The organism is Synechococcus sp. RSCCF101, assembly GCF_008807075.1.
In the GTDB taxonomy this organism is placed as follows: Bacteria; Cyanobacteriota; Cyanobacteriia; order PCC-6307; family Cyanobiaceae; genus RSCCF101.
In genome coordinates, this window is record NZ_CP035632.1 from 432,946 (window position 1) to 454,784 (window position 21,839).

Genomic DNA, 21,839 nt, shown 5'->3' on the forward strand with positions numbered 1-21,839 from the left:
TCGCCGTAGGCAAAGCGATCGCTGAACTTACTCCTGTCGATTCTCTCCAGAGCCCTTGGGGTACTGAACGGCGTTGTGATGTGCTGGAGAATCGATCCCACCGCTTTCATGCGGAGAGACGCATGGGTGCATGGCGGGTGTTGGCGGGACTCCGGCAAGAAGTATGGAAACCCTTAATGCGTGGAGTGTGTGCCCAGGCTTAGACCAGGAATGTGATGAGTCCCTGACAAGGGCGCCCGTTTGCTCAGATGCCGTGTGAGTCATGTCATTCCTCGCCCAGATCATTGCGGCTCGCTACGGGCTGCGCCGCCAGGGCCGGCCCATCCGGCATGCCCTAGGAGGCCGCTGAAAAACCCTGTCAGCTGCGGGAGAATGAGCCAACGGCACCAGGCGAATGCGCGGACAGCAGGAGCGGACCGGTCCCCTGTTCTCCTATGTCTCCACCGAGGATCGGATTCCCAAGGCCCATCCCCTGAGGCAGGTGCGGCGTCTTGCGGATCACGCCCTTGACCGACTGAATCCCACCTTCTGCAGGCTCTATCCCGAGGGTGGTCGTCCCTCCATCCCACCGGAACAGCTGCTGCTGGCCCTGTTGTTGCAGGCGATCTATGGCATCCGCTCGGAGCGGATGCTGATCGAGCAGCTGGACTACAACCTGCTGTTCCGCTGGTTCGTCGGCCTCAACCCCGACGATCCCGTCTGGCATCCGACCACCTATGGCCTCCGGCCGACTTCGTCTACACCAAGAACCGGGATCGGTTGCTCAATGAGGACCTCATGGCCCGGTTCCTTGAGCTGCTGCTGGCCTCGCCCGAGGTCAAGCCGCTGCTGAGTTCCGAGCACTTCTCGGTCGATGGCACCCTGCTGCGGGCCTGGGCATCCCACAGCTCTCTCGAGCGTCTGGACGGAGTGGATGACGGTGACGGTCCACCACCGCCCAGTGGTGGCCATGGATTTGGTGGGGCTCCCGCGAAAGGCCGCAAACGGACCAGAGGTGATTTCAGGGGGCTGCTGCTCTCCAACCGGACCCATCGATCCGGCAGTGACGCCGATGCGCGGCTGTTCCGCAAATCCAGCGGCACTGGAGCGTTTCTCAGCTATCTGGGTCATTGCCTGATGGAGAACCGCCATGGCCTGGTGGTCGCCAGTGAAGTGACCCGGGCGGATGGCCATGGGGAACGAACCGCTGCGCTGCGGATGGCAAAGGCTCTGCCGGGTACTCACCAGAAGACTCTCGCCGCGGACAAGGGCTACGACACCAGGGATTTCGTGGCAGGTGTTCGCTTTGCCGGCGTCACGCCGCATGTCGCCCAGAACAGCGGCCCGCGTCGCCGCTCCGCCATTGATGGCCGTACCGTCCGCCATGCGGGCTACGGCCAATCGATCAAGGCCAGGAAGCGGATCGAGCAGGTGTTTGGTTGGATCAAACAGGCTGCGGGGCTGCGGCAGCTCAAGGCCAGAGGGCGATCCAGGGTCGGGGCAGTATTCCGGCTGCATGTGGCGGCCTACAACCTGATCCGACTGGCCAACCTGCTCAGCTCACGGGAGGCCATGGCATGAAACGCAGGCAACCGGGTGGTCCGATGCAAATAAGAGCCTTCTCCGACATAGTGCCGGCTGGCGGCTGCATCAAAGCCGTCACTCCGGCGACTCGGGAATCGCTGCCAGAAGCACCGAGGTGGGAAACAGCAGGACCAGCTCCTGTCTCGGCTGCAATTTCAGCAGCCTCCTAGTGCATGTCCACGCTCATCAGGGCAACGGGCCGACCACCTACAGCGTCGTAGTGGCCAGGCCAACGGACGATGGAATGCCGCACACCTATGACCTTCCGGAGTGCGTGTTTGTCGGGCCAGCGTCAGACCTCAAGGACTTTGCGTTCTCGCTAGGTCGTAAGCCCCTTCTCACAACGGCGTGGCTGACGGAGGAGGTCCCCCTGCGCCGGGAGTGTGTCGTTCGCCCGTCCGTCATGCCCGAGTCGGAACAGGACTGCTCACCTTCCAGCGAGTTCGACCGTGTTCCTGCGAGAGCTGGGTTGCAGGGCGGGTTGGCAGCCAATGAAGCAGATGAGGCAAGTGATGGCCAAGGCACTGCGCTGACACCACGTTGTGGTCACGCTCAGAAAGTTCACATCAGACAGGTCAGCCAAGGGAGTGTTCCGGCTGCTCACAGCAGCGGTGAGCGCTCACGAGGCGACTTGGTGCTTACCTGAAGGGTTTGGTTTCGTTGAAGATCGGTTGTATGACGCTCCGAGGCTGACCAACAGCAGATCCATGGCTAATGAGGGATGAATGAATGGTGGCAGCGATGGCTGATGAATCCAGCGTGTGGAAGGCGGTTCCCTTCCTCAAGACCACGCAGCGGATGCCGCACCAGCTGAGATTCTCATCGGTCCGCCAGCGTCCGCAGCAGTCGCATTCTCAAGACCCGGAGCTATGTTGCCGCGTGTTGTATGCGCCCCCGCCAGCTATCCCTGGATGATGGAAGGCCACCAAGGCATCCATTCCATGAAGACAGCTGGAGAGCAGTCCGTAGGCTATCGGCGATCATCCTTCAAGTAGGGGGCGGATAGGCCGTCACCGCGCAGCTGCGCCGATAACTAGCTGATCGTTGGAGCAGCTGGTGGCCCTCAGCAGTCGGTAGTGGGTTCGAGTCTGGCCATTGAGCTGGCGAAGGCGGCCTGATGACCTCCCTGTCAGTCAGAATGGGTAGCAGGCGGGCTCTATCACACCCTTGGACTCTTCGCTTGATGACGGAGCGTGGGCCCGCCTGACCCGCCTTAACAGGGCTGTTTCAATGATGAAGGCGGATGGTTGCACTGTCCCGCCTCAGCTCTTGCGCGCCCTGGTGCTGACGGAAGACCGTGAGCGACAGCGGGATACGTTCACAGAGTTTGTTGACCTCGTTCGATTCCCAATCCCATGAACTCGTCCGGCTCGATCGAGCGGGACAGCTGCAGCATTGCAGTGATTGAGCGTCAATCTGGCACTCGCGCCAGTTGTCTAGAGCGGGCAGGGCAACCAAGAACAGGAGAAGCTTGCACTGCTGCACCAGAGGCATTCCAAGGAATAGGGGGGACGTCCAGCACGCAGCGTGACGCCCCTTCTATAGAAGGCCTCTAAGGGGGGATCGCAGACCTTCTACATATTGGTCTAGCGCGTCTCTGGATTGTTGTGTCCTCTTGGCCTGGATAGGTGACGGATTGAAACAGCAGGCCGACTCTGCAGTGACATCGCCGGCCCTCAGGTCTTCGGTGGAGAGCTAGCACCTCAGTGGAGCGACCCAGCAGACAACCAGGCCCGACAGGGCGATCAGCAAGGGCCCAACTGCCTTCAGCCAGCGGGGCCCTTGTGCTCTCAGCCGATCGGAATGGTCAGTGCTTCTGAGGCTTCTTCCTTGGCCTTCTTGGGCAACTGGATCACCAGTTGCCCATCCTTGGCTGTCGCGGTCAGCGCAGACGCATCGACGTTGTCTGGGATGGTGAAGCTTCGATGGAAACTACCATGGAAGCACTCCATCCGGTGCACCTGGCCACTGTCGTCGTCCCACTCCTGGTGACGTTCCCCTTTGATGCTAAGGACACCATCTTCAAGGGTGATGGAGAGGTCGTCCTTGTCGACACCTGGTAGGTCGGCGTTGATCGTGAAGCAATCGTCCTTCTCGACGATATCAACACGTGGATTCCACTCCTGTGGGGTCAACCAATCTCGGCCCGCACCCCCGAACGCTCGAGCGGTGCGGTCAAAGAGATCATCGATCTCCCGAAGTGGCGATTGCCAACGCATGAGTTTCACAGCTTGATCCTCCGTTTACAGTGCTAAAGGCAGCGAGGATCCCCATAGAGCGTCTGTCCACGCCACCTAGACTCAAGTAATACTCTGCACCCGCTGCGCTGTCTGATCAAGGCTGCTTCGATGAAGAAAGCCGTACTGTTTGGGCAGGTATACACACCATAGAAGATTTCCGGAGTACAAAGGGAATCGTAGATTGCCCTGCACATGCCTGAGTAAGCGAGAATGGACCACGCTCTGTACCCGCGGGGCAACCTGATGCAGAGGTAACAGCGGCCGTTACACGACTACATATCAGGAAGCGCGTATGGCTGCTCGCTCCCATGCATGAATCGCCTCCTTCCGTGCAATCCAGGGTTGCTCTTGCCCTGTCCAGCGATGACTGAGCACCTCTCGTCTCCACTCTGGGCTGATCGTCAGCAGGCGGGTCGTGCTCTGGCCACCGTCTTCGCGGGGGATGACCGATTCGAGAGTGACTCGTCCTGCATCGTGGGTCTGCCGCGCGGCGGGGTTCCCGTTGCGGCGGCGATGGCCCAACAGCTGGGTAGACCCCTCCTCACCTGGTCTGTACGCAAGATTGCCGATCCGATGTGGCCAGAGGTCGCCCTGGGTGCCGTCGCCCCAGGTGGCGTGGTGGTGTGGCGCAACGGTGGTGGAGCTGTATGGCGTGCCACAACGGCGATCAGACACGGCTGGTTGCGGGAGCAGCAGCAGGAGCTTGAGCGCCGTCAGCAGTTGTATGGCGATCCAGCTGGACGGTTGTTGACTGGGCGCCACCTCGTTGTCGTGGATGACGGGGTCGCGACCGGTATGACGGTCAAAGCAGCCTTGCTGTCCCTGAGGAGAGTCGGTCCAGCATCACTGGTTCTCGCCGTACCCGTTGTGGATCGTGTCGTGGCACGACAACTGAAGCAACTAGTAGATCACCTCCTTGTGCTTGCTTCAGTTCCGAATCTTGTGTCCGTCGGTGAGTGGTACGAACAGTTTGCCCAACTCACCGACACAGAAGTACGCGCTCTCTTGACGTCTCACAATCACGATCACTAGAAGGCTCCTGGCGGAGGCGACAGTGATGTTGGTGCATCCATCGAGACCCTGGCCTCCACCGGTGGCCCGAGCAGCGTCAAGGATCTCGAACGCATCAGTGTCTGTAGGCGGGCTGGTGAAGCGCGGTCTCCTCGTCCACGCTGCCGCCTTGCTGGTGAGCAGCGGCTCCGGCAATGCAACCACGGGCGTATGTGATCAACGCCGATACCCTGGTGCTGCGCAACGGATTCGGGTAGCGCATGGCTTATATCGATGCCCCGCTGCGCGCTGAGCCCAGTGTCCTGAGGTCCAGGGCCTCCGCTGGATTGTGACCACTGGCGTACGCATCGAGCCGATCTCCAACGACCAGTACGGCCGCACCGTGGCAAAGGTGATGACCTGATGGGGATGGCCAGAAGGAGAATTACACCGAATGACTGTCTGCCAGTGAAAGTCACGGATGCAAGCAGTGGCGGTTGTGTTCATCTACTCCCATCGACGATGACCGGTGGGTTGCCGCCGCTGCCGGGCACACCTGGCACAACTGCCGTCTGACCGTTCCACTGGTCAAGGAAGAGTTTGTACAGTACGCGCTCATCAAGACTGGCGGCCAGGGTGCGGAACTTCTTGGCCTCTTCGTTGGCGATGCGAACCTCAGTCTGCGCTTTCAGTAGGCGCTGCTGAGCAATCTGTTTCTCTTCGATGGCCGCTCGGTATTCCTCGGCAATCTGCAGGCCGGTAAGATCAAGGCCCATCACGCTGACATAACCGAAACGCTCCAACTCATCGCCAACCTGATCCTCAACCTTCTCGGAAATGCTTCCCCATTCCGCGGCGATAGTGACCAGTTCGTACTGGGTGAAGACAGACTTCAACGCTTTGAGTAGTGATGGCTTCACTATCTTCGGATAGACGTTAGCGTCCTGCGAAGCAATTTGCTTATACACCCGCCCGGCCTCATCCGGGATGAGGGCGTACTTCACGGTCGCAGTGGCCTGGATGACCTGGAGATCCTTCGTCAGACTGGCAAATTCCTCAGGTTGCACCTGGGTTTTGATCGAGAAGCGGTGCACGTTCTGAAGAAAAGGGATCTTGACATGTAAGCCCGCCGATCTCGAGCTGCCGGTGACCTTTCCCAGCGTGGTGACCACGGCAACGTTGCCTGCGCGAACGACGAAGAGCGACTGGCTCAAGAGCACACCAGCTGTAAGGGCGGTGATCCCCAGGCGGGCTCCCCGTCGGGGTCTCCATCGACCTGCCCCACTGACCAGACGAGGGATGCGGGTCTGTTTCACTGATGCCCCCTAAAATCGTCTATCTATGTTGTAGACCCATCTGGCAGATCTGACAGCCAACCACTGAGATGCAGTGATCCTGCAGATCCCTCCTCATGAAGCCAGAGGTGTTGAGGCGGTCTCTAAGCATCCTCACTCACCATGTTGGTCAGTAGATCGGTATCCTCAATCGCTGTTGAATAACTTCGGACGACTCGACACCTGGTTCAGCCTGAGCCAGTCCGCCAGCTTGGTATGCCGTCGCCGCGAACGATGGTTCCTGACTGCCATCGCCAGAGCCTTCTTCTGGCCCACCAGAACCACCAGCTTCTTGCCGCGCGTGATGCCGGTGTACACCAGGTTGCGCTGGAGCATGGTGTAGTGCTGCGTGAGCAGCGGGATCACCACAGCCGGGTACTCGCTGCCCTGGCTCTTGTGAATCGTGCAGGCGTAGGCCGGCACCAGGTTGTCCAGCTCTCCCCAGCCGTAGACCACTTCGCGAGCATCGAACCGCACCGTCAGTTCGCTGGCATCGGCATCGATCGCTGCAACGGTGCCCACATCCCCATTGAAGACCTCCTTCTCGTAGTCGTTGGCCATCTGCATCACCTTGTCTCCGGGTGCAAAGCGCCAGCCGAAGCGTTCGACCTGTTCTGCCGGATCGGGGTTGAGCAGTGATTGCAGCTCGATGTTCAACGAGCGTGAGCCGCAGCCGCCACGGGCCATCGGTGTGAGCACCTGAACCTGGCCGATCGGATCGAGGCCGAATCGGGCCGGAATTCGCTGTCCCACCACTTTGAGGATCAGCTCCACTGCCTGCTCCGGCGTCTCGGCAGGCAGGAAGTAGAAGTCCGTTGTGGCCTCAGGCGGCGGCGGGCGCAGGTCGGGGATGGAGCCGGCATTGATGGTGTGCGCGGTGGTGATGATGCGGCTGCTGGCGGCCTGCCGGAACACCTCGCTGAGCCGGGCGACCGGCACCGCGCCGCTGTTGATCAGATCGGCCAGCACCTGCCCGGGTCCGACGGAGGGCAGTTGGTCCACATCCCCCACCAGCAGCAGGGCCGCTTCACGAGGGACGGCGGCCAGGAGCGATGCCATCAGGGGGACATCCACCATCGAGGTTTCATCGACCACCACCAGATCCGCCTCCAGCGGCAGCTCACCGTTGCGCTTGAAGCCAAAGGCCGTCGGATCGAACTCCAGCAGCCGGTGGATCGTTTTGGCCTCCAGCCCGGTGGTTTCGCTCAGCCGCTTGGCTGCCCGGCCGGTGGGGGCGCAGAGCTGAATGCGGAGCTTCTTGACCGCCAGGATCTGGAGGATGGCGTTGATGAGGGTGGTCTTGCCCACGCCAGGACCACCGGTGATCACCAGCAGCCTGGAGCCCAGAGCCTGGCGAACGGCAATCTTCTGGCTCTCCGCCAGTTCGATGCCCAGGCGCTGCTCGACCCAGGGGATGGCTCTTTCGGCATCGATCGTTCCCCACGCCGGCTCACCCTGGTTGAGGCTGCTGATTGCGGTGGCGATCGCCTGCTCGTCCCGGTGCAGGTGAAACAGGAAGATCGCCGGTTGCCCCTCCAGCTCGTCTGCCACCACCGAGCCCTCGCTCAGCTCCAGATCCAGGGCGCTCTGGATCAGGCTGGTCTCCAGACGGACGCGGCTGCTCGCGCCGGTCTCATCGGTGCGCTCGACGGAGAGCAGTTCAGCGGCCAGGTCGAGCAGCTCGGCGGTGGGCAGACCGCAGTGGCCCTCGCCGCTGGCTTCCATCAGCGCGTAGCTGATGCCGGCCCGCAGGCGGATCATGGCTGTGGGGTCGATCCCGAGCCGCCCGGCGATGGCATCGGCTGTGCGGAAGCCGATGCCGCGGATGTCGCGCGCCAGGCGGTAGGGGTTCTCCGCCATCACCTGCACGGCGTCATTGCCGTACGTCTTGAAGATCCGGACCGCACGGGCGGTGCCGACGCCATGGCTGTGGAGGAACACCATGATTTCGCGCACCACCTTCTGATCGGCCCAGGCCTGGGCGATGCGGCCTGCGCGCACCTTGCCGATGCCGGGCACCTCCCTCAGGCGTTCGGAGGCGTGCTCGATCACATCGAACACCTCCGCCCCGAAGGCGCTCACCAGCTTGCTGGCGTAGATGGGGCCGATGCCGCGGATCATCCCAGAGCCCAGGTACTTCTCGATGCCTTCCGCCGTGGTTGGAGCCGACGCCTTGAGGAAGGACGCCTTGAACTGCTGACCGTGCTGCCGGTCGTTCACCCAGGTGCCACTGGCTGTGATCCATTCGCCAGCGCTGATCTCGGCGGCATGGCCCACGAGCGTGACCAGATCGCGGTGGCCGCGCGCCTTGATGCGCAGAACGCAGAAGCCGTTGGCTGGGTTGTGGAAGGTGACGCGCTCGATCGCACCGGCCAGCACCTCAGTCGACTGCCCCTGTGGCCCGGATGCGTGAGGAGGGCCGGCCATGCAGGAGAGCCGCTGCATTCCCAGCCTGCATCAACAGCACCCGAAAGCAGCCTGGGCTGCTGCTCCCGTGATCGCAAAGCATTCGCAGGACCGATTGATCTAACGCACGTTGTGAGGTGCACAGTCTCGCGATAGGGCTCTCCAGCTCAGTTGCGGATCATGTCGTTCTATGCACAGATTATTGCTGACCACGCTGACATCGCAACATGCTGCCTGGTCTCAGTCTTCTCTCAGTCGTTTCAGAGTCCCTCCGCTGCAATCGATCTGATGTCTGACAGTTGTCACCACCGCAGGGGTTCACTCGCCGTTCACCGATGCAGCTGTCTGCTGTGCCCATTTTGACGGTGATCACCTGCATGATGGATGAAGAGGTTCCGTGCATGTGGTCTGTCCGCCTGCACACAATAGTGGAGACCGGATCATGAAGTCCTCAATGACACTCACCCTCAACGACCAGTTTGCCATCGAGCAGATGTCGCGAGCCGTTGAATCAACAGATGATCTGCAGGCCATCAAGCAGCTCACTCAGCAGTTGATCAGGGCCTGGTTCCTGCAGCGGGCCGCGACCCGCTGGCTGATTCGGCAGCAGCTCTGAGAGGTTGATTGGACGTCTCTGATCTGCCTTCCTCAGCTGTTCTGAGGCCTGTCGTTAGCGCGCTCGTACAGATCCGCCGTCGCATCCGGCGTGAAGCGGGCGTAGCTGTGTAGATGCACCTCGATGGTGTGCCCCATGGCCTGGGCGATGTTGGCGATCGGCAGACCGAGGGCGTGGCTGCGTTTGGCATAGCGGTGCCGGAAGGCGTAGGGGGTGAGCTGCTCTGCCTGTTGCTCCGCCTGTGTTCGCAGGTTGTTCCAGCAGTCCTGCCGCCGGAGATAGGTCCCGACGGCCTCTCCTCCTTTCCCCTCCTTCCCAAGCGCTGGCAGCGCAGCCCCCAGGGCAACGCAGTCCTGCAGGTTCCAGTAGACTGGATCTACGCTGGAATCCCGGAGCAGCAGAGCGTGGAGACGACGTGGCTCTGTTCGCTCGCCTTTGCGCCCACCTTTGCTCTTGCGGTACGTCGTCCATAGCTCCGGGCCATGGGTTCCCTCCTTGATGCAGAGGTGCCTCAGCTCCTCTGGCCTGAGCCCGTAGACCGCCAGCAGTCTGATGGCGTACCGCCAGCGTTCACCAGCTGAGTCCCGAGGCAGTGCGTCCAGCAGCTCCAGGATCTGTTGATCGGTGAGGGTGACGTGGACCCCGGAAACCGGTCCAGGGTGAATGAGAGTCCTCAGCCGGCCAGACTGGGCCGTGGAGCTCACTATGAAACGAATCCTTCCCACACCACAGTAGATCTCCCGCAAACTCACCTGGGAGCTGCACCATGACCATGACCACCCACTCTCATTAAGCCTGGACCAATAAAGGAGGTCACGTCAATCCTCTGCTGAACAACGTGACGAGCCACAGCAGGTAGACGTATAGTCTCACCACCCGCATGCAGATGTCATGAATGAATTGGTTCAAGATATCTGTCTAAAGTCTCGATCAAAATCTCCATTTGTGATCGGTGTCTCCGGGATCGACGGATCAGGAAAGGGATATATCAGCAGTCTGATTGCAACAAGGCTGAGAGAGAGCAACCGGTCAGTGGAGGTCATTGGCATTGACGGCTGGCTTGCCAGGCCATGCGAGAGGTTCAGCAAGACCGATCCAGCTCAGCATTTTCTTGACCATGGCATCAGATTGCATGATTTCTATCATCTTGTTTTTGCTCCCCTTTCGCAAACAGGTTTTTTGGATCTCATAACCCAACACTCAGGACCAGGCAACGAGGCGGAATATGTCGATTATCACTATCAGATCAAGGGGCCCGAGATCCTTGTCTTTGAAGGCATCTTTCTGTTTCAGCCTCCTTTTGCCTTTGACTACAGCATCTGGGTTGACTGCAGCTTCGAAACAGCCCTGGCGAGGGCCATCGAGCGCAATCAAGAAGGTCTGGGGGTAGAGGAGATTCTGCAGGACTACAATAGTATCTACCACGCGGCACAGCGTCTCCATATGACTCGCGACAAACCGAAAGAGATGGCAACCCTGATCTATGACAATGACGATAGGCGCAGAATTAGTTAACGAGGAGCACCACGCTTTCACCAACAAGGCTTCCTGAGTCGCAGATCTGGCGAGCCATCCCCGAGGTCAGAAGATCGTTCCTGGCTTAATCCCAGTCGGTTTTGATCAGGTCAAGGTCACCAGGCCACAGCTCACCAAGAACATCCATCAACTCTGAGCTGATATCTCGATGAGCGCGAAAGCGCTGCACAAGAGTCTGCAGCTCTGCGGCATCGACTCGTCCATCGGACAAGATGGCCTCGACTTGTGAACGGAAATGGTTCAACACTGTCATCTGGTCTTCTGTGAGTGGGGCGCGGCCGGGCCGTTCAATGTCCATCAGTCAGTAGCTGAGAAGTCTTCTGCCTGTCTAGCCAACCCGTCCTTCGGCGTCAGCTGTCTGTCTGGCGTGCCACAGGATCCTGAGTGACTGACAATACAATTGTTACAACAGGGAAGAGTCGGCGGAGCCGCTCTTCTTTCGCTGCCCGACAACCATCGAAGTCGGCTGGCGCCACACTCTGCGTCGGATGGACGTAAAGGATGGCCTGCACCGAGCGACCGATCTGAAAAATGGCATGGTCCACCACGGACAGACCAGCCTTAGACAGAAACGGCCGGGCTTCCTGCAGCAACGAATCGCGGGTCTTGCTCTCAGCCACAGCACCGCTGAGTTCCCAGAATCTGCGTTGCAGAATTAGGAACGGATCTCTCACGGTCAGCAGGCACTGAATCACCACAAGAATGGCGTCGGTCACTGGAACCAACGGGCCCAGTGGCGTTGGTATAAGAAGAGGTGCAAGCAAGAACGCAACGCCAACTCCGGCACTGATGGCACCATCCACCAGCGCCGAGAGTCGTTCGACCTTGAGAATGGCGTTGTTGCGTCCGCATTGGACCCATGCCCTGTGATGGCTGTAGGCCATCGTCAGGCACAGAGCCACCATCGTCAGGGAGTAGGGAGGCACGATTCCAAAGACCGGAGGCTCAAACTGCACCCCGCTGGCGAAGCTCAGCAGCTTCCCCACATTGGTGGTGAGGGCACCCCCTCTGCCAGGAAAGATGACGCCTCTCCATCCCGACCACTTCACCCACCAGGGGGCCTGATGGAATCGATCAATGCGTTGTTACAGCGAGGCCGTCAAGGCTGATGTCAAGAGACGAATGAGCCCGCCCGAGCGACAGAGCGTGGCTCGGATTTCCGAGGAGCTGGGCATCCACGTGGTGACCCTCTACAACTGGAGAAAGGCCTGGCGTCTGCAGGGAGAGGTGGTGCCCGCATCCGAGAGGGAGCCAGAAGGCTGGAGCGCTGCCGACAAGTTCACGGTGGTGCTGGAGACCGCTGGAGTCAACGACACCGAGCTCGGTGCCTACTGCCGTGAGCGGGGGCTGTTCCCTGAGCAGGTGAGCCGCTGGCGTCAGGCCGCCACCGATGCCAACGCCGCGCCAGTGCTGACGAGGGCCGAGCAGAAGGATCTGGAGAGGCTCCGCGCCCGGGACCAGCGAGAGATCAAGGCCCTCAAGAAGGAGCTGCAGCGCAAGGAGAAGGCCCTGGCGGAGGCAGCAGCACTGCTGGTGCTGCGAAAAAAGTGGGAGGCCTTCTGCTCGGAGGACGCGGAAGGCTGACGAGTGCCGCGCATCGGCAAAAGGCGATCGCGTTGATCGGTGAGGCCAAGGCCAGCGGAGCCACCCTCAGCGCTGCCTGCGGGGAGATCGGCATTTCCCTGCGCACCCTCAAGCGCTGGCGGAAGGCCTTTCTGGGTGATGGGGACGGAGAAGACCGCCGTAGAGGCAGCCCTCGCCATGTCGCCCACCGCCTGAGCGAGGAAGAACGCCAGCGGATCCTGCTCACCTGCAACCAACCGGAGTACGCCTCGCTGCCGCCGGGACAGATCGTGCCCGCACTGGCCGATCAGGACCTGTTCATCGGCTCCGAGTCCAGCTTGTACCGGGTGCTGCACGCGCATGGTCAGGCCCATCGCCGGGGCCGTGCACGACCACCACAGGAGCCACGGCCTGTGCCACGGCTGCGAGCGGATCGCCCCAATGCTGTGTGGTCGTGGGACATCACCTATCTGCCCACCACGGTGCGGGGTGTGTGGCTGTACCTCTATCTGGTGATCGACGTCTGGAGCCGCAAGGTGGTGGCCTGGGATGTCGCCGAACGAGAAGACGCGCAGATCGCCGCTGACCTGGTGGGTCGGGCCTGCCTGCGGGAGCGGATCAGCAGAGGCTGCCGCCAACCGCTGGTTCTCCACGCCGACAACGGCAACGCCATGCGGGCCGCCACCCTCGAGGCCCGGTTGGAAGAGCTGGGGGTGCTGCGTTCGTTCTCCCGGCCCCGGGTGTCGAACGACAATCCCTACTCGGAATCCCTGTTCCGAACCGTCAAATACCGTCCTGACTACCCGAAAAGGCCATTCACCAGCAAGGCAGAGGCCTGCGAGTGGGTGGCGTCGTTCGTGGATTGGTACAACCACCAGCACCGCCACAGCGGCATCAAGTTCGTGACGCCGGACCAGCGCCACAGCGGGGATGCGGCCGAACTCTGCCGGCGTCGTGCCGATGTCTACGAGAAGGCCCGGCAGAAGCACCCGCGTCGATGGAGCCGATCCACCCGCTGCTGGCGTCAGCCAGCGGTGGTGTGGATCAACAAGCCACCAGAAGAGCCGCAGAGGGCACTGGCCATACCATTGGGTCAGGCCGCCTGAAGAGCAGCCCAGGAGTGACAACTTTCCTGAAAGTCACCGGCCCAGGGCCGCGGAGTAGAGCGTCACCTGGGCAATGAAGGCCGAGCCACCGCCAGCGGTGGGCTCTGCCGAGCCCCGCAACGTCTTGCCGTCACACACCAGCTGATCGAGATCGGCCGCACCATCAGGGATCTGAGCGATCGTCCAGTCGCGAATGGCATCGCAGACGGCCGTGACATCCACCTGCAGGAAGAAGTAGCGGAAGGCGGAATCAGACGGTGGGCGCCGCAGTTCGATCCCAAGCGCCTCGATGAGAACAGCGTGATGGCGCCGGGCAAAGCGCTCCAGATCCCGGAGGCTCTCGCACCGGCTCAGGATTCCGAGAACCGCCACCAGGAGCAGGTACCAGGCCGGGATGCGAACGCCCCGGCGCATGCGGGCATCAGGAATAGCCCGGAGGTAGGTGATCAGGTCGAGATCAGTTGCGTCAGAGGCGATCTGGGGCACGGAGACGGAGCGATCCCGCTGACCTCAGCCCATGCTGGCAGCCGTGGCAAGGATTGCTGTGCCGAACTTTGAATCAGCCCTGGGCTCATCCCCCAAGCGGGCCGGGCGCCCCGGCGGTCGCCCTCCGACGCAGAACTCGATCATCTGCTCGGTGTGGTAGCGAGACATGGAGCTTCTACCACACCCGCTGTCCCTCGAAGACTGAGAAGCGGGTGGGTATAACCCAGTGACCATAAGAATGGCAAGCCGTGGCAGAAGTGTCACAACATCTTGTTTGTCGCGCCAAAACAGACTCAGTACAAACGCAGGCGATGAGTTGCACACTGCCTGGGAACTGCAGAGTCATCTCAGCGTCAATAGCGAAAGGCCAGTTCATAGCCATAGGCCGCCATTAATGAACCCAGCCCAGAACGTCCCGAAGGACAGACCAACGTGGTGGAGTGACTTCATCGACATTGCCTTCAATCCAGTAGCCGAACAGATCATCGATCGTTCTATCAGAGAGCTTTAGGCGAACCCATGTTGAAATAATCTCATTCAGCTGATCATCAGTCTTTGGTAAAGGATAGGCGACTGGCACAGACACCAGTGGTTTTGGGATAGTGACTCCATAGCTCGGGTGTAAGAGGGTCCAGGCAGATCCCGTTTCCGCAGAGGTTGCAAGCGCATCAAGATATCCAGACTTCTCCGGATCAAGTAACACATCTGGTGAGTCGACAGCAATAAGCTTTGCCTCAGGGAGCATCGTTTGAAGCAGCGTCTCGTAGTAGGGAACGTCCGCTGTCACACCAATACGTACGGAACCAAGACGTTTGATCTTGGTCCAGTCACTGAAGTCGCCTCTTGCATAGTCGGGCATCACGAACCCCAGCGAATAGTTCTTGATTGCCGGAGCAAAGTCGATCCAGCCGATTCGATCTGGGGTAACAGGCGTTTCGTTAACACTGATATTGCACTGAGCAAGCCGAAGAAAGGATGCCAGTTCTTCTGCTGATCTCACCCGTGATGGAATTGGTACCAGCGTGAGATCACGCTCAAGGCTCTTGGCCATGAGATAAGCCATCTCAATGTTAAAACCAACAAGTTGATCTGAATTGTTGGTGAACGCCAGGGGATATGTATTGGGTTTATAACATGCGCGCAAGACTGCAGGAGGATATGCAGCTTTGTTTGCATTAGCTGCTGACGGCCACTGCGAGTCAGATGTCAGAAATGACCTATCGACTGGGGCCGGGCTTGATGGTCTGGCGCGCAGAAAACCAAGACTCTTGAGCAGCTGATCTTTCGTATAGCCATCCGAGAATCCGTAGGTAAAACCAACCTGGATGATGCCAACAAGCATCAGGTTAAGAAGTACAGTAGCCAGCGAGAAGCGGATCAGTCTGCGGCGGGGAAATTTGAGCGACCCAGTCATAGCGCAGGTACCCAGTAGCGCTATAGCCACGGTATGAACAGCCGCCACTAGAGTTGTAAACCTAGAAGACGAGACGTCTGCAGCGATATAGAGCTGCAGCATATCTGCAGGTAGTTGCAGCGAATCAAGGAGGAACTGTACCGATACAACTGAGCTGCCAAACAGGCTTGCAATGCCAGCAGAGATCAAGACTGGGTAGTCATTCCAAGGCAGCTGTGAGCCTCCATACCAGGCCGCGAAAGGCAGAAAGAACAGGGTAAGAAGACGACCCGTGCTGGGAAAGTTGAAGGATGTCGGGACGAGGACTTCAATCGCAGATCGACCTTCTTCAGCTTCAGTACTAGACGCAAGCTCTTTAAACAAACGCTGACTCGTCTCAACTAGTGATGGCAAGACGATCAACAGGTTTGCTGTCGCAAAGGCCGTAACAAGAGATGTCTGTAAGGGAGTAAGGAGCTTACGATAAGATATTCCTGTAAGGATCGTTATCAGGCCCGGCAGCACCCAAAAGGAAAGGAAAAGAGCCATAGCTGCTTGCACTACAATATAGACTTGGAGTCTCCCAAAGTCATCGGGATTAAGAGTGCCAGCAGCACTGGCGCTGATAGCAAATACGCCTATTGGACTAAGCCTTGCCACGAAGTTGACGATCCGCGTCAGGGCTCGTGTGAGCCCATCCATATATTCGACCAACCTTCCCTTCTCTGGAATTCCAATGATGGCTAGACCCAATGTGATGCTGAAGAGAACAACAGCTGGAATAATCGTCTGGGCCATCGCCGCGAAGGGATTGCTCGGCACGAAAAGATCAAGAAAACTGATCGCCTTGGCTTCGTTGAGTAGACTGCTACTGAAGAAAGACGACGCATCCCAAGCAGGAAATGCAAGAGGGACAATCAGTAGCTGAAAGATAACGATGCTCCAGAGGACAACCATCACGAACCCAGCTCTAGTGAACAGTGTCCTAGCTTCTCTATAGTCAAGTTTACCCAGACCTGCCACCAGCGAAGTAATGATGTAGGGAAGTACTGGCATCTGTATGAGTCGGATATAGATGTCTCCAATGAACTGGAGAGACTCAGCCATCTCTCCAACCAATATTCCGGCAAGAATGCCTAGGATGAAGCCCAGTAGAACTTGCGTCGGCAGATCATAATTCCATGGTAATTGGAGTCGCAGTCGCAGAGAGCGATTCATACCTTGATAAGTTCTCTTGAATGAGTGCTGAGGTGTTTAGCAGGAGAGTGCTACCACTTCGAACCATCAATAAACCCAGGCTCTCCATATCTTTCAAGATATGTCTCCTCTTGAGCAGTGCTTGGACGTCCACGTCTGACATTTCGATGGGGAAAACGACCAAACATTAAAATGATCTGAAAGTGCTCCATCCCTTTTTCAAAAGCGTTGAGAAACTCAAACTGGTGGTCATCGTCTTCATTAAGCCTTCTGAGATAGAGCAATGAGATGATCTGTGAGTTCAATTCTTCATCGTGCATGAACGGATAAACCACGAAGAGCTTCTGATAACCAGTAAAATAAAAGGAATAGAAGCATTTCTGGAGGTTGATTCTGGCCGCTTGTAGTGCTAGGTGATCATGCCGATAGGAACGCTCAGTACCTCGAAACATATTCCTTGCAAACTGATCGATCAAGAGGATGAAAGCCAGGTTCTCATATGGATTACTCCGAATATCCCACCCCTGAACCAAGTGCCCTGAGCCTTCATTCGTTGCGGCCTCAAAGATGGTCATGAATCTCTCCCTTATAATCCTGTCGACCTCCTTGCTTCCCTCAATCCCTTTCGCGCCGTGGGGAAACCATTTTTCATTATATCGCCCTTTTCCGCCCTCAATCATGTCTTCATCCCACTCTTCAAACCAGAAACGAAGTACTGTCATTGCTGCGGGGTCTGTACTCGCTAGATGTCTCTGGCGTGCTTTGAACGTGACGTCTGCGCATGCCGTACCGTTCGCCCCCTCATCCAGGGTCTCTGAGAGCTGACCGGCAAAAACGTTTTCATCCGCAGCGGCGAAACGGGCGAAAGGGAGAATGCAAGCAACTCCTAGTGCGAGGGAACAGAGAAGCCGGTACGTAGGCTGACTCATTGTGGAAAACTCTTCACCACACTCTAGTAGGTTAATCGTCTGCCGAGTGACACTCCGAAATCTGCCATAATGGATAAACGGCCCATATGAGATGAGAGGTCATCAGAAGCGTAGCCCTTGACTGTTTTCCTACGTCACGATCGAGGACCGGATCCTGGCTAGCCATCCCTTGCTCTGTATCTTCAGGTTGCTGAATCAGGCTCTCCATCGCCTCAATCCACCCTTTGGAGATCTATGCGCCTCAGAAGGCCGACCATCAGTTCCGCCGGAGCAGTTGCTGCTGGCCTCACTTTTGGAGCAGCTCAACTACAACCTGTTGTTTTGCTGGTTTATCGGCTTGAGCCCGGATGATCCTGACGTGACCCCCTTCATCGGTCCAGGCTTTATGAGAGTGCGTGGTCATGGTCATGCGGCAGCTCCTTGTTGAGCTGTCTCCAGGAGCGGAGGCCCTGAAGGGCCGAATACGGCATGAGCATGTTGTACACCCACCTCCACCTGTCAACCCGGCTGGCGAGAGACACTCGCTTGATCCGTGAGAAGCTGGCAGCAACTCAGGGTTCAGCGATTGCGATCAATGTGCTGGTGATGAACCTGGAGAAGCTGCTGGAGCTTCTTTTTGTCCTTGTCGCCTTCTGGTCGCGGGTTCTCCTTGGCACAGAGGTCGCTGATGCGCGGGAATCTGCGGCCTGTGGCTACCGCGTGGTTCCTGCCTGATGAACAGTCGTGCAGCAGGACTCCCGATCGGCAAACGCGCTGGTGCTGAGCGTGTGGACTTTTCAGGAAGCCCTACTTACGGATTCAAGGCTGGTCAGTCCTTAGTATCAGTGAAGCGTAAGCGATATCATGACCACCTGGAAAGTCAGACAGAGACAGTTGCACTGGTTTGAAGCTAGGCGCCATTGGCATAGTTATTAATTTCACAGGACGTTGGGAACCTCTGAGCTGTCAATTGCCTGACCCCTAATGGATGGTTAGGAGATGCCAGCACCTGCATCACGCTAGGTAAAACATGCTTGAAGTGCACATGGTGATGTCTAGTCTTACATGAGAGAACACATCCAAGGCTTACGCTTATTGGCATGTATCTCGCTTGCTGCACTTTCACCTAGGAGCTACTAATGGACATACCACATATTGCCCCTGTTGTGCTAGCGGTTGCCTTCTCTTCTGCGGTGTCTGCATCAGAGTTTATGCATTGCAATAAGCTGCTGGAACGAGACATTATGGAGAGTGAGTCGAAGTTTACTGCGTCGGATCAGTTAACGTATGAGTATCAAAAGTATTGCGCCAATAAGAGTTATGCTTATAACGATGATATCCGAGCAGAAGCTCACCTGAGGCTTATCCCTAAAAGCGCTGGTGCAGAAGTTAGTCGCGACCAGCACTCCGACAGATTGAGCAATGGTGTGAGACAAACAAGGACTATGCAGAAGGGAGCTCATACTCACAGGAAGAAATGCGACGTGCAAGTAAGGCTATCCTCGATTCGTGGAATCAATGTCAGGTCTCTGCACGCAAAGGTCCTCTTGTAACCCCAGCAATCTTCCATAATCGGGTTACAGTCGACCTGTCGACTATTGGTGGAGGGAGTCATACTCTGACAGGAATCAAGCCTCTAGGCCTATCGTGTGCAGTCTCAATGAAGGGTCAAGGCGCTGTACCGTCACCTGCTACACGCGTAACCAAGGAGACGGCAGACACAGTTGGGGCTAGGCAATATATAATTAGGGCTTCCTGAAAAGCCCACACGCCAAGCAAGAGCGCAGTGGACGGTCGCCAGTTCTCCTGCACGGCTGTTCATCAGGCCGGCACCGCGTTGTAATCAGAGGCCGCAGAGTCGCTTCCATCAACGACCTCTGTCCCCAGGAGAACCTGCAGCCAAAGCATGACAAGGGCAAAAAGAAGCTCCAGCAGCTTCTCCAGGTTCATCACCAGCACATTGATCGCAATCGCTGAACCCTGAGTTGCTGCCAGCTTCTCACGGATCAGGGCCAGGCCAAAACGGCGTTTGCCCTGGCCGAATTTGCCCTCCACCGCATTACGCTGCCGCTGATCTGCGGCAAATTGCTGTCTCTCGGCTGCCACCAGATCGGGATCATTCTTGGGCCGACCGAGGCGAGGACCACTCAGGCGAATGTCATGACGCCGGCAGAAGGCGCGATTTGCCCTGGTCCGATAGATCTGATCGGCACAGATGACTTCTGGATAATGACCATATCGGCGCCGGTAAGCTCTGGCTTGGCCCTTGAGGTCTTCTCCTTCGTTGTAGGGCGAATAGCTGAGACGATCCAGGAACGCAAATCCATTGCCAGTCAGCGAGATTGAGATCTTCGCTCCGAATTCGACATTGCTCCTGGCTTTGCCTCGAACAATTGGCCTGATGTGAGATTGAACCAGGCTGACGATCCGATCGGGGATGCTACGGCTGCCGGAGTGATGGAGAATCTTCTGCTGCCGGACCAGCTCACTGGCCACCAGCAGCTTGCGGTACCAGTGGCGACCTGCGGCCAGAAGGCAGCCACCGCAGGCGATCAGGTCATCGATGCTGGCCAGGTTGTGGTCCAGGTGACCCAGTTGCTGTCCAATGGCCTTGCGGATCTTGCTGATGCGGGGTCGCTTCTTCCGGGCTACCGCCAGGAACTGCTGTCTGGCTTTCTTTCGGTGGGTGCGTGGCTTGCCGCCAAAGCAGTCGCTGACCTGCGGATGCATCGCATCAATCAGCCGCTCGGTGACTTCCCTGGCTTCATTGAGCAGAGACAGATCGGTTGGGTAACGGATGTCGGCCGGGACGCAGGTGGCGTCGATCAGAAGCGTGCCCTGGTTCTGAGATGACACATCTGGCTGGGGCGGCCGTTCGCCCCCGCTGACAGACCCACCACCGCGGCCAGGATCCTCGTCATCACTGGAAGCCGCAGCTTGGATGACATTCAATCCATGTCGCACGATCCGCTCGTTGCAGTCGTTCACCACCGACTCCGGTAATCGCTTGCGGAAATGGACCAGCATCGATGGAACGATTGTTGTCAACCGACATGCGGAAAGTCCTCACTGCCGACACGAAAAAGTCCTCACTGGATGCGGCGGTCAGCGACCCTTCCGTTGGCTGATGGTCTGTTGTCTGCTTGGTGCTGATGGCTGCTGTGCAGCGGTCGTTCGTTGTGCTCATCGGTGTTGGTCGTTGGCTGGTGACTGGTGACTGGTCCTGAGAGTCGGTTGCCCCAGGTGGGGTGACGGTTCCGCCCTCAGGACTTCTCTTCTGGGGATGGGGAAGCACTGCTGTTGGCTCCGGAGCTGGGGGCGGTGGCCTGCGGTGAGCGGATCAGGCCCGATCGGCGCTTTTCCCTGAGCCGGTAGCTGTCGCCCCGGATCGTCAGCACATGGCTGTGGTGCAGCAAGCGATCGAGGATCGCGGTGGCGACCACCTGATCACCGAACACCTCTCCCCACTCCGTGACCGCCCGATTGGAGCTGATCAGCACGCTGCCCTGCTCATAGCGGCGGGAGATCAGCTGGAAGAACAGGTAAGCGGCGTCGTGCTCCAGGGGCAGATAGCCCAGCTCGTCGATGATCAGCAGCCTCGGCTTGCCGTAGTACGTGAGCTGCCGCGCCAGTTCGCCCTGCTGCTGGGCCCGCGCCAGGCTGCCGATCAGCTCGGCGGCGGAACAGAACAGCACGCTGTGGCCCAGACGGATCGCCTCCCGTCCCAGCGCCACCTCCAGAGGGGTCTTCCCCACCCCGGGTGGGCCGAGCAGGACCAGGTTGTCGCCGTTGGCGATCCAGCGGCAGGTGGCCAGCTCCCGGATCTGGGCGGGATCGATCGAGGGCTGGGCCTCGAATTCGAATCCCCCCAGCGTCCGGACGCATGGGAAACGGGCCAGGCGCATGGCCATCTCGAACCGGCTCCCCCGCTTTCAGGAAAGTTGTCACCCCTCTCAATCGCACACCCGGGGGCTTGATGGAGCAGTTCAATGCGTCGTTACAGCGAGGCCGTCAAGGCTGATGTCAAGAGACGAATGAGCCCGCCCGAGCGACAGAGCGTGGCTCGGATTTCCGAGGAGCTGGGCATCCACGTGGTGACCCTCTACAACTGGAGAAAGGCCTGGCGTCTGCAGGGAGAGGTGGTGCCCGCATCCGAGAGGGAGCCAGAAGGCTGGAGCGCTGCCGACAAGTTCACGGTGGTGCTGGAGACCGCTGGCCTCAACGACACCGAGCTCGGTGCCTACTGCCGTGAGCGGGGGCTGTTCCCTGAGCAGGTGAGCCGCTGGCGTCAGGCCGCCACCGATGCCAACGCCGCGCCAGTGCTGACGAGGGCCGAGCAGAAGGATCTGGAGAGGCTCCGCGCCCGGGACCAGCGAGAGATCAAGGCCCTCAAGAAGGAGCTGCAGCGCAAGGAGAAGGCCCTGGCGGAGGCAGCAGCACTGCTGGTGCTGCGAAAAAAGTGGGAGGCCTTCTGCTCGGAGGACGCGGAAGGCTGACGAGT

At 58.7% G+C, this 21,839-nt stretch carries 16 protein-coding genes and 3 pseudogenes; 8 read left to right on the forward strand and 11 right to left on the reverse strand.

What is annotated here, in order from left to right; genetic code table 11:
* Positions 1 to 394 precede the first annotated feature (394 nt).
* Positions 395 to 1,560: pseudogene (locus EVJ50_RS02125) on the forward strand (IS5 family transposase).
* 1,793 nt (positions 1,561 to 3,353) lie between these two features.
* Here the strand turns inward: EVJ50_RS02125 and EVJ50_RS02130 are convergent.
* A complete protein-coding gene (locus EVJ50_RS02130) occupies positions 3,354 to 3,782 on the reverse strand; it encodes an Hsp20/alpha crystallin family protein (RefSeq protein ID WP_225323033.1) in 429 nt (142 codons plus the stop codon).
* Positions 3,783 to 4,166: 384 nt separating this feature from the next.
* Here EVJ50_RS02130 and EVJ50_RS02135 point away from each other — a divergent pair, with 384 nt between their 5' ends.
* A complete protein-coding gene (locus EVJ50_RS02135; RefSeq protein WP_150882151.1) occupies positions 4,167 to 4,835 on the forward strand; it encodes a phosphoribosyltransferase in 669 nt (222 codons plus the stop codon).
* A gap of 461 nt (positions 4,836 to 5,296) precedes the next feature.
* Here the strand turns inward: EVJ50_RS02135 and EVJ50_RS02140 are convergent, their stop codons facing one another.
* Positions 5,297 to 6,040, reverse strand: coding sequence for a prohibitin family protein (locus EVJ50_RS02140; protein ID WP_150884789.1), 744 nt, complete (start codon positions 6,038 to 6,040; stop codon positions 5,297 to 5,299).
* A gap of 234 nt (positions 6,041 to 6,274) precedes the next feature.
* The gene (locus EVJ50_RS02145) at positions 6,275 to 8,554 is read right to left on the reverse strand and encodes an ATP-dependent RecD-like DNA helicase (RefSeq protein ID WP_150882152.1); all 2,280 of its coding nucleotides are present in this window, start codon (positions 8,552 to 8,554) and stop codon (positions 6,275 to 6,277) included.
* 376 nt (positions 8,555 to 8,930) lie between these two features.
* On the opposite strand from EVJ50_RS02145, the gene EVJ50_RS02150 reads away from it, so the two are divergent.
* Entirely contained in the window at positions 8,931 to 9,149 is a 219-nt protein-coding gene (locus tag EVJ50_RS02150) for a hypothetical protein (RefSeq protein WP_150882153.1), read from the forward strand.
* A 32-nt stretch (positions 9,150 to 9,181) separates the two neighbouring features.
* On the opposite strand, the gene EVJ50_RS02155 is transcribed toward EVJ50_RS02150, so the two are convergent.
* Complete coding sequence (locus tag EVJ50_RS02155; protein WP_225323034.1) at positions 9,182 to 9,895, reverse strand: tyrosine-type recombinase/integrase; 714 nt, start codon at positions 9,893 to 9,895, stop codon at positions 9,182 to 9,184.
* 199 nt (positions 9,896 to 10,094) lie between these two features.
* Here EVJ50_RS02155 and EVJ50_RS02160 point away from each other — a divergent pair, with 199 nt between their 5' ends.
* Complete coding sequence (locus EVJ50_RS02160; protein ID WP_150882155.1) at positions 10,095 to 10,664, forward strand: uridine kinase; 570 nt, start codon at positions 10,095 to 10,097, stop codon at positions 10,662 to 10,664.
* 85 nt (positions 10,665 to 10,749) lie between these two features.
* Here the strand turns inward: EVJ50_RS02160 and EVJ50_RS02165 are convergent, their stop codons facing one another.
* Both EVJ50_RS02165 and EVJ50_RS02170 read right to left on the reverse strand, forming a co-directional pair.
* On the reverse strand, positions 10,750 to 10,983 hold the full coding sequence (locus tag EVJ50_RS02165; protein ID WP_150882156.1) for a hypothetical protein: 234 nt from the start codon (positions 10,981 to 10,983) through the stop codon (positions 10,750 to 10,752).
* 52 nt (positions 10,984 to 11,035) lie between these two features.
* Positions 11,036 to 11,671 (reverse strand): hypothetical protein, encoded by a 636-nt coding sequence (locus EVJ50_RS02170; RefSeq protein ID WP_150882157.1) that lies wholly within the window; start codon positions 11,669 to 11,671, stop codon positions 11,036 to 11,038.
* Between the two features lie 91 nt (positions 11,672 to 11,762).
* Here EVJ50_RS02170 and EVJ50_RS02180 point away from each other — a divergent pair.
* Positions 11,763 to 13,354 (forward strand): IS3 family transposase gene (locus tag EVJ50_RS02180; protein ID WP_370455565.1). Its coding sequence is split into 2 segments (ribosomal slippage): positions 11,763 to 12,233 and positions 12,236 to 13,354, totalling 1,590 coding nucleotides; the frame shifts between segments, so codons are not numbered across the junction.
* A gap of 33 nt (positions 13,355 to 13,387) precedes the next feature.
* Here the strand turns inward: EVJ50_RS02180 and EVJ50_RS02185 are convergent.
* The 3 genes from EVJ50_RS02185 to EVJ50_RS02195 all read right to left on the reverse strand — a co-directional run bounded on the left by EVJ50_RS02185 (position 13,388) and on the right by EVJ50_RS02195 (position 17,359).
* A complete protein-coding gene (locus tag EVJ50_RS02185; protein WP_150882160.1) occupies positions 13,388 to 13,840 on the reverse strand; it encodes a transposase family protein in 453 nt (150 codons plus the stop codon).
* Between the two features lie 391 nt (positions 13,841 to 14,231).
* Positions 14,232 to 16,451 (reverse strand): cation:dicarboxylate symporter family transporter, encoded by a 2,220-nt coding sequence (locus tag EVJ50_RS02190; RefSeq protein WP_150882161.1) that lies wholly within the window; start codon positions 16,449 to 16,451, stop codon positions 14,232 to 14,234.
* A gap of 50 nt (positions 16,452 to 16,501) precedes the next feature.
* A complete protein-coding gene (locus EVJ50_RS02195) occupies positions 16,502 to 17,359 on the reverse strand; it encodes a DUF924 family protein (RefSeq protein WP_150882162.1) in 858 nt (285 codons plus the stop codon).
* 121 nt (positions 17,360 to 17,480) lie between these two features.
* On the opposite strand from EVJ50_RS02195, the pseudogene EVJ50_RS02200 reads away from it, so the two are divergent.
* A pseudogene (locus EVJ50_RS02200) lies at positions 17,481 to 17,714 on the forward strand (IS5/IS1182 family transposase); the annotation flags it as partial.
* A gap of 113 nt (positions 17,715 to 17,827) precedes the next feature.
* Positions 17,828 to 18,073, forward strand: coding sequence for a hypothetical protein (locus EVJ50_RS02205; protein WP_150882163.1), 246 nt, complete (start codon positions 17,828 to 17,830; stop codon positions 18,071 to 18,073).
* A gap of 1,149 nt (positions 18,074 to 19,222) precedes the next feature.
* Here the strand turns inward: EVJ50_RS02205 and EVJ50_RS02210 are convergent.
* Both EVJ50_RS02210 and istB read right to left on the reverse strand, forming a co-directional pair.
* A pseudogene (locus EVJ50_RS02210) lies at positions 19,223 to 20,371 on the reverse strand (transposase); the annotation flags it as partial.
* A gap of 230 nt (positions 20,372 to 20,601) precedes the next feature.
* Complete coding sequence (gene istB, locus EVJ50_RS02215; RefSeq protein ID WP_150882164.1) at positions 20,602 to 21,249, reverse strand: IS21-like element helper ATPase IstB; 648 nt, start codon at positions 21,247 to 21,249, stop codon at positions 20,602 to 20,604.
* A 78-nt stretch (positions 21,250 to 21,327) separates the two neighbouring features.
* Between istB and EVJ50_RS14825 the strand changes: the two genes are divergently transcribed.
* Positions 21,328 to 21,834, forward strand: coding sequence for a transposase (locus EVJ50_RS14825; protein WP_150882165.1), 507 nt, complete (start codon positions 21,328 to 21,330; stop codon positions 21,832 to 21,834).
* The last annotated feature ends 5 nt before the right edge of the window (positions 21,835 to 21,839 follow it).

Bases quoted from the DNA above. Each gene is read 5' to 3' on its own strand.
- EVJ50_RS02130 (WP_225323033.1), bottom strand. From the start codon at position 3,782: ATGCGTTGGCAATCGCCACTTCGGGAGATCGATGATCTCTTTGACCGC.
- EVJ50_RS02135 (WP_150882151.1), top strand. From the start codon at position 4,167: ATGACTGAGCACCTCTCGTCTCCACTCTGGGCTGATCGTCAGCAGGCG.
- EVJ50_RS02145 (WP_150882152.1), bottom strand. From the start codon at position 8,554: ATGGCCGGCCCTCCTCACGCATCCGGGCCACAGGGGCAGTCGACTGAG.
- EVJ50_RS02165 (WP_150882156.1), bottom strand. From the start codon at position 10,983: ATGGACATTGAACGGCCCGGCCGCGCCCCACTCACAGAAGACCAGATG.
- EVJ50_RS02190 (WP_150882161.1), bottom strand. From the start codon at position 16,451: ATGAATCGCTCTCTGCGACTGCGACTCCAATTACCATGGAATTATGAT.
- EVJ50_RS02195 (WP_150882162.1), bottom strand. From the start codon at position 17,359: ATGAGTCAGCCTACGTACCGGCTTCTCTGTTCCCTCGCACTAGGAGTT.
- EVJ50_RS02205 (WP_150882163.1), top strand. From the start codon at position 17,828: ATGAGCATGTTGTACACCCACCTCCACCTGTCAACCCGGCTGGCGAGA.
- istB (WP_150882164.1), bottom strand. From the start codon at position 21,249: ATGGCCATGCGCCTGGCCCGTTTCCCATGCGTCCGGACGCTGGGGGGA.
- EVJ50_RS14825 (WP_150882165.1), top strand. From the start codon at position 21,328: ATGCGTCGTTACAGCGAGGCCGTCAAGGCTGATGTCAAGAGACGAATG.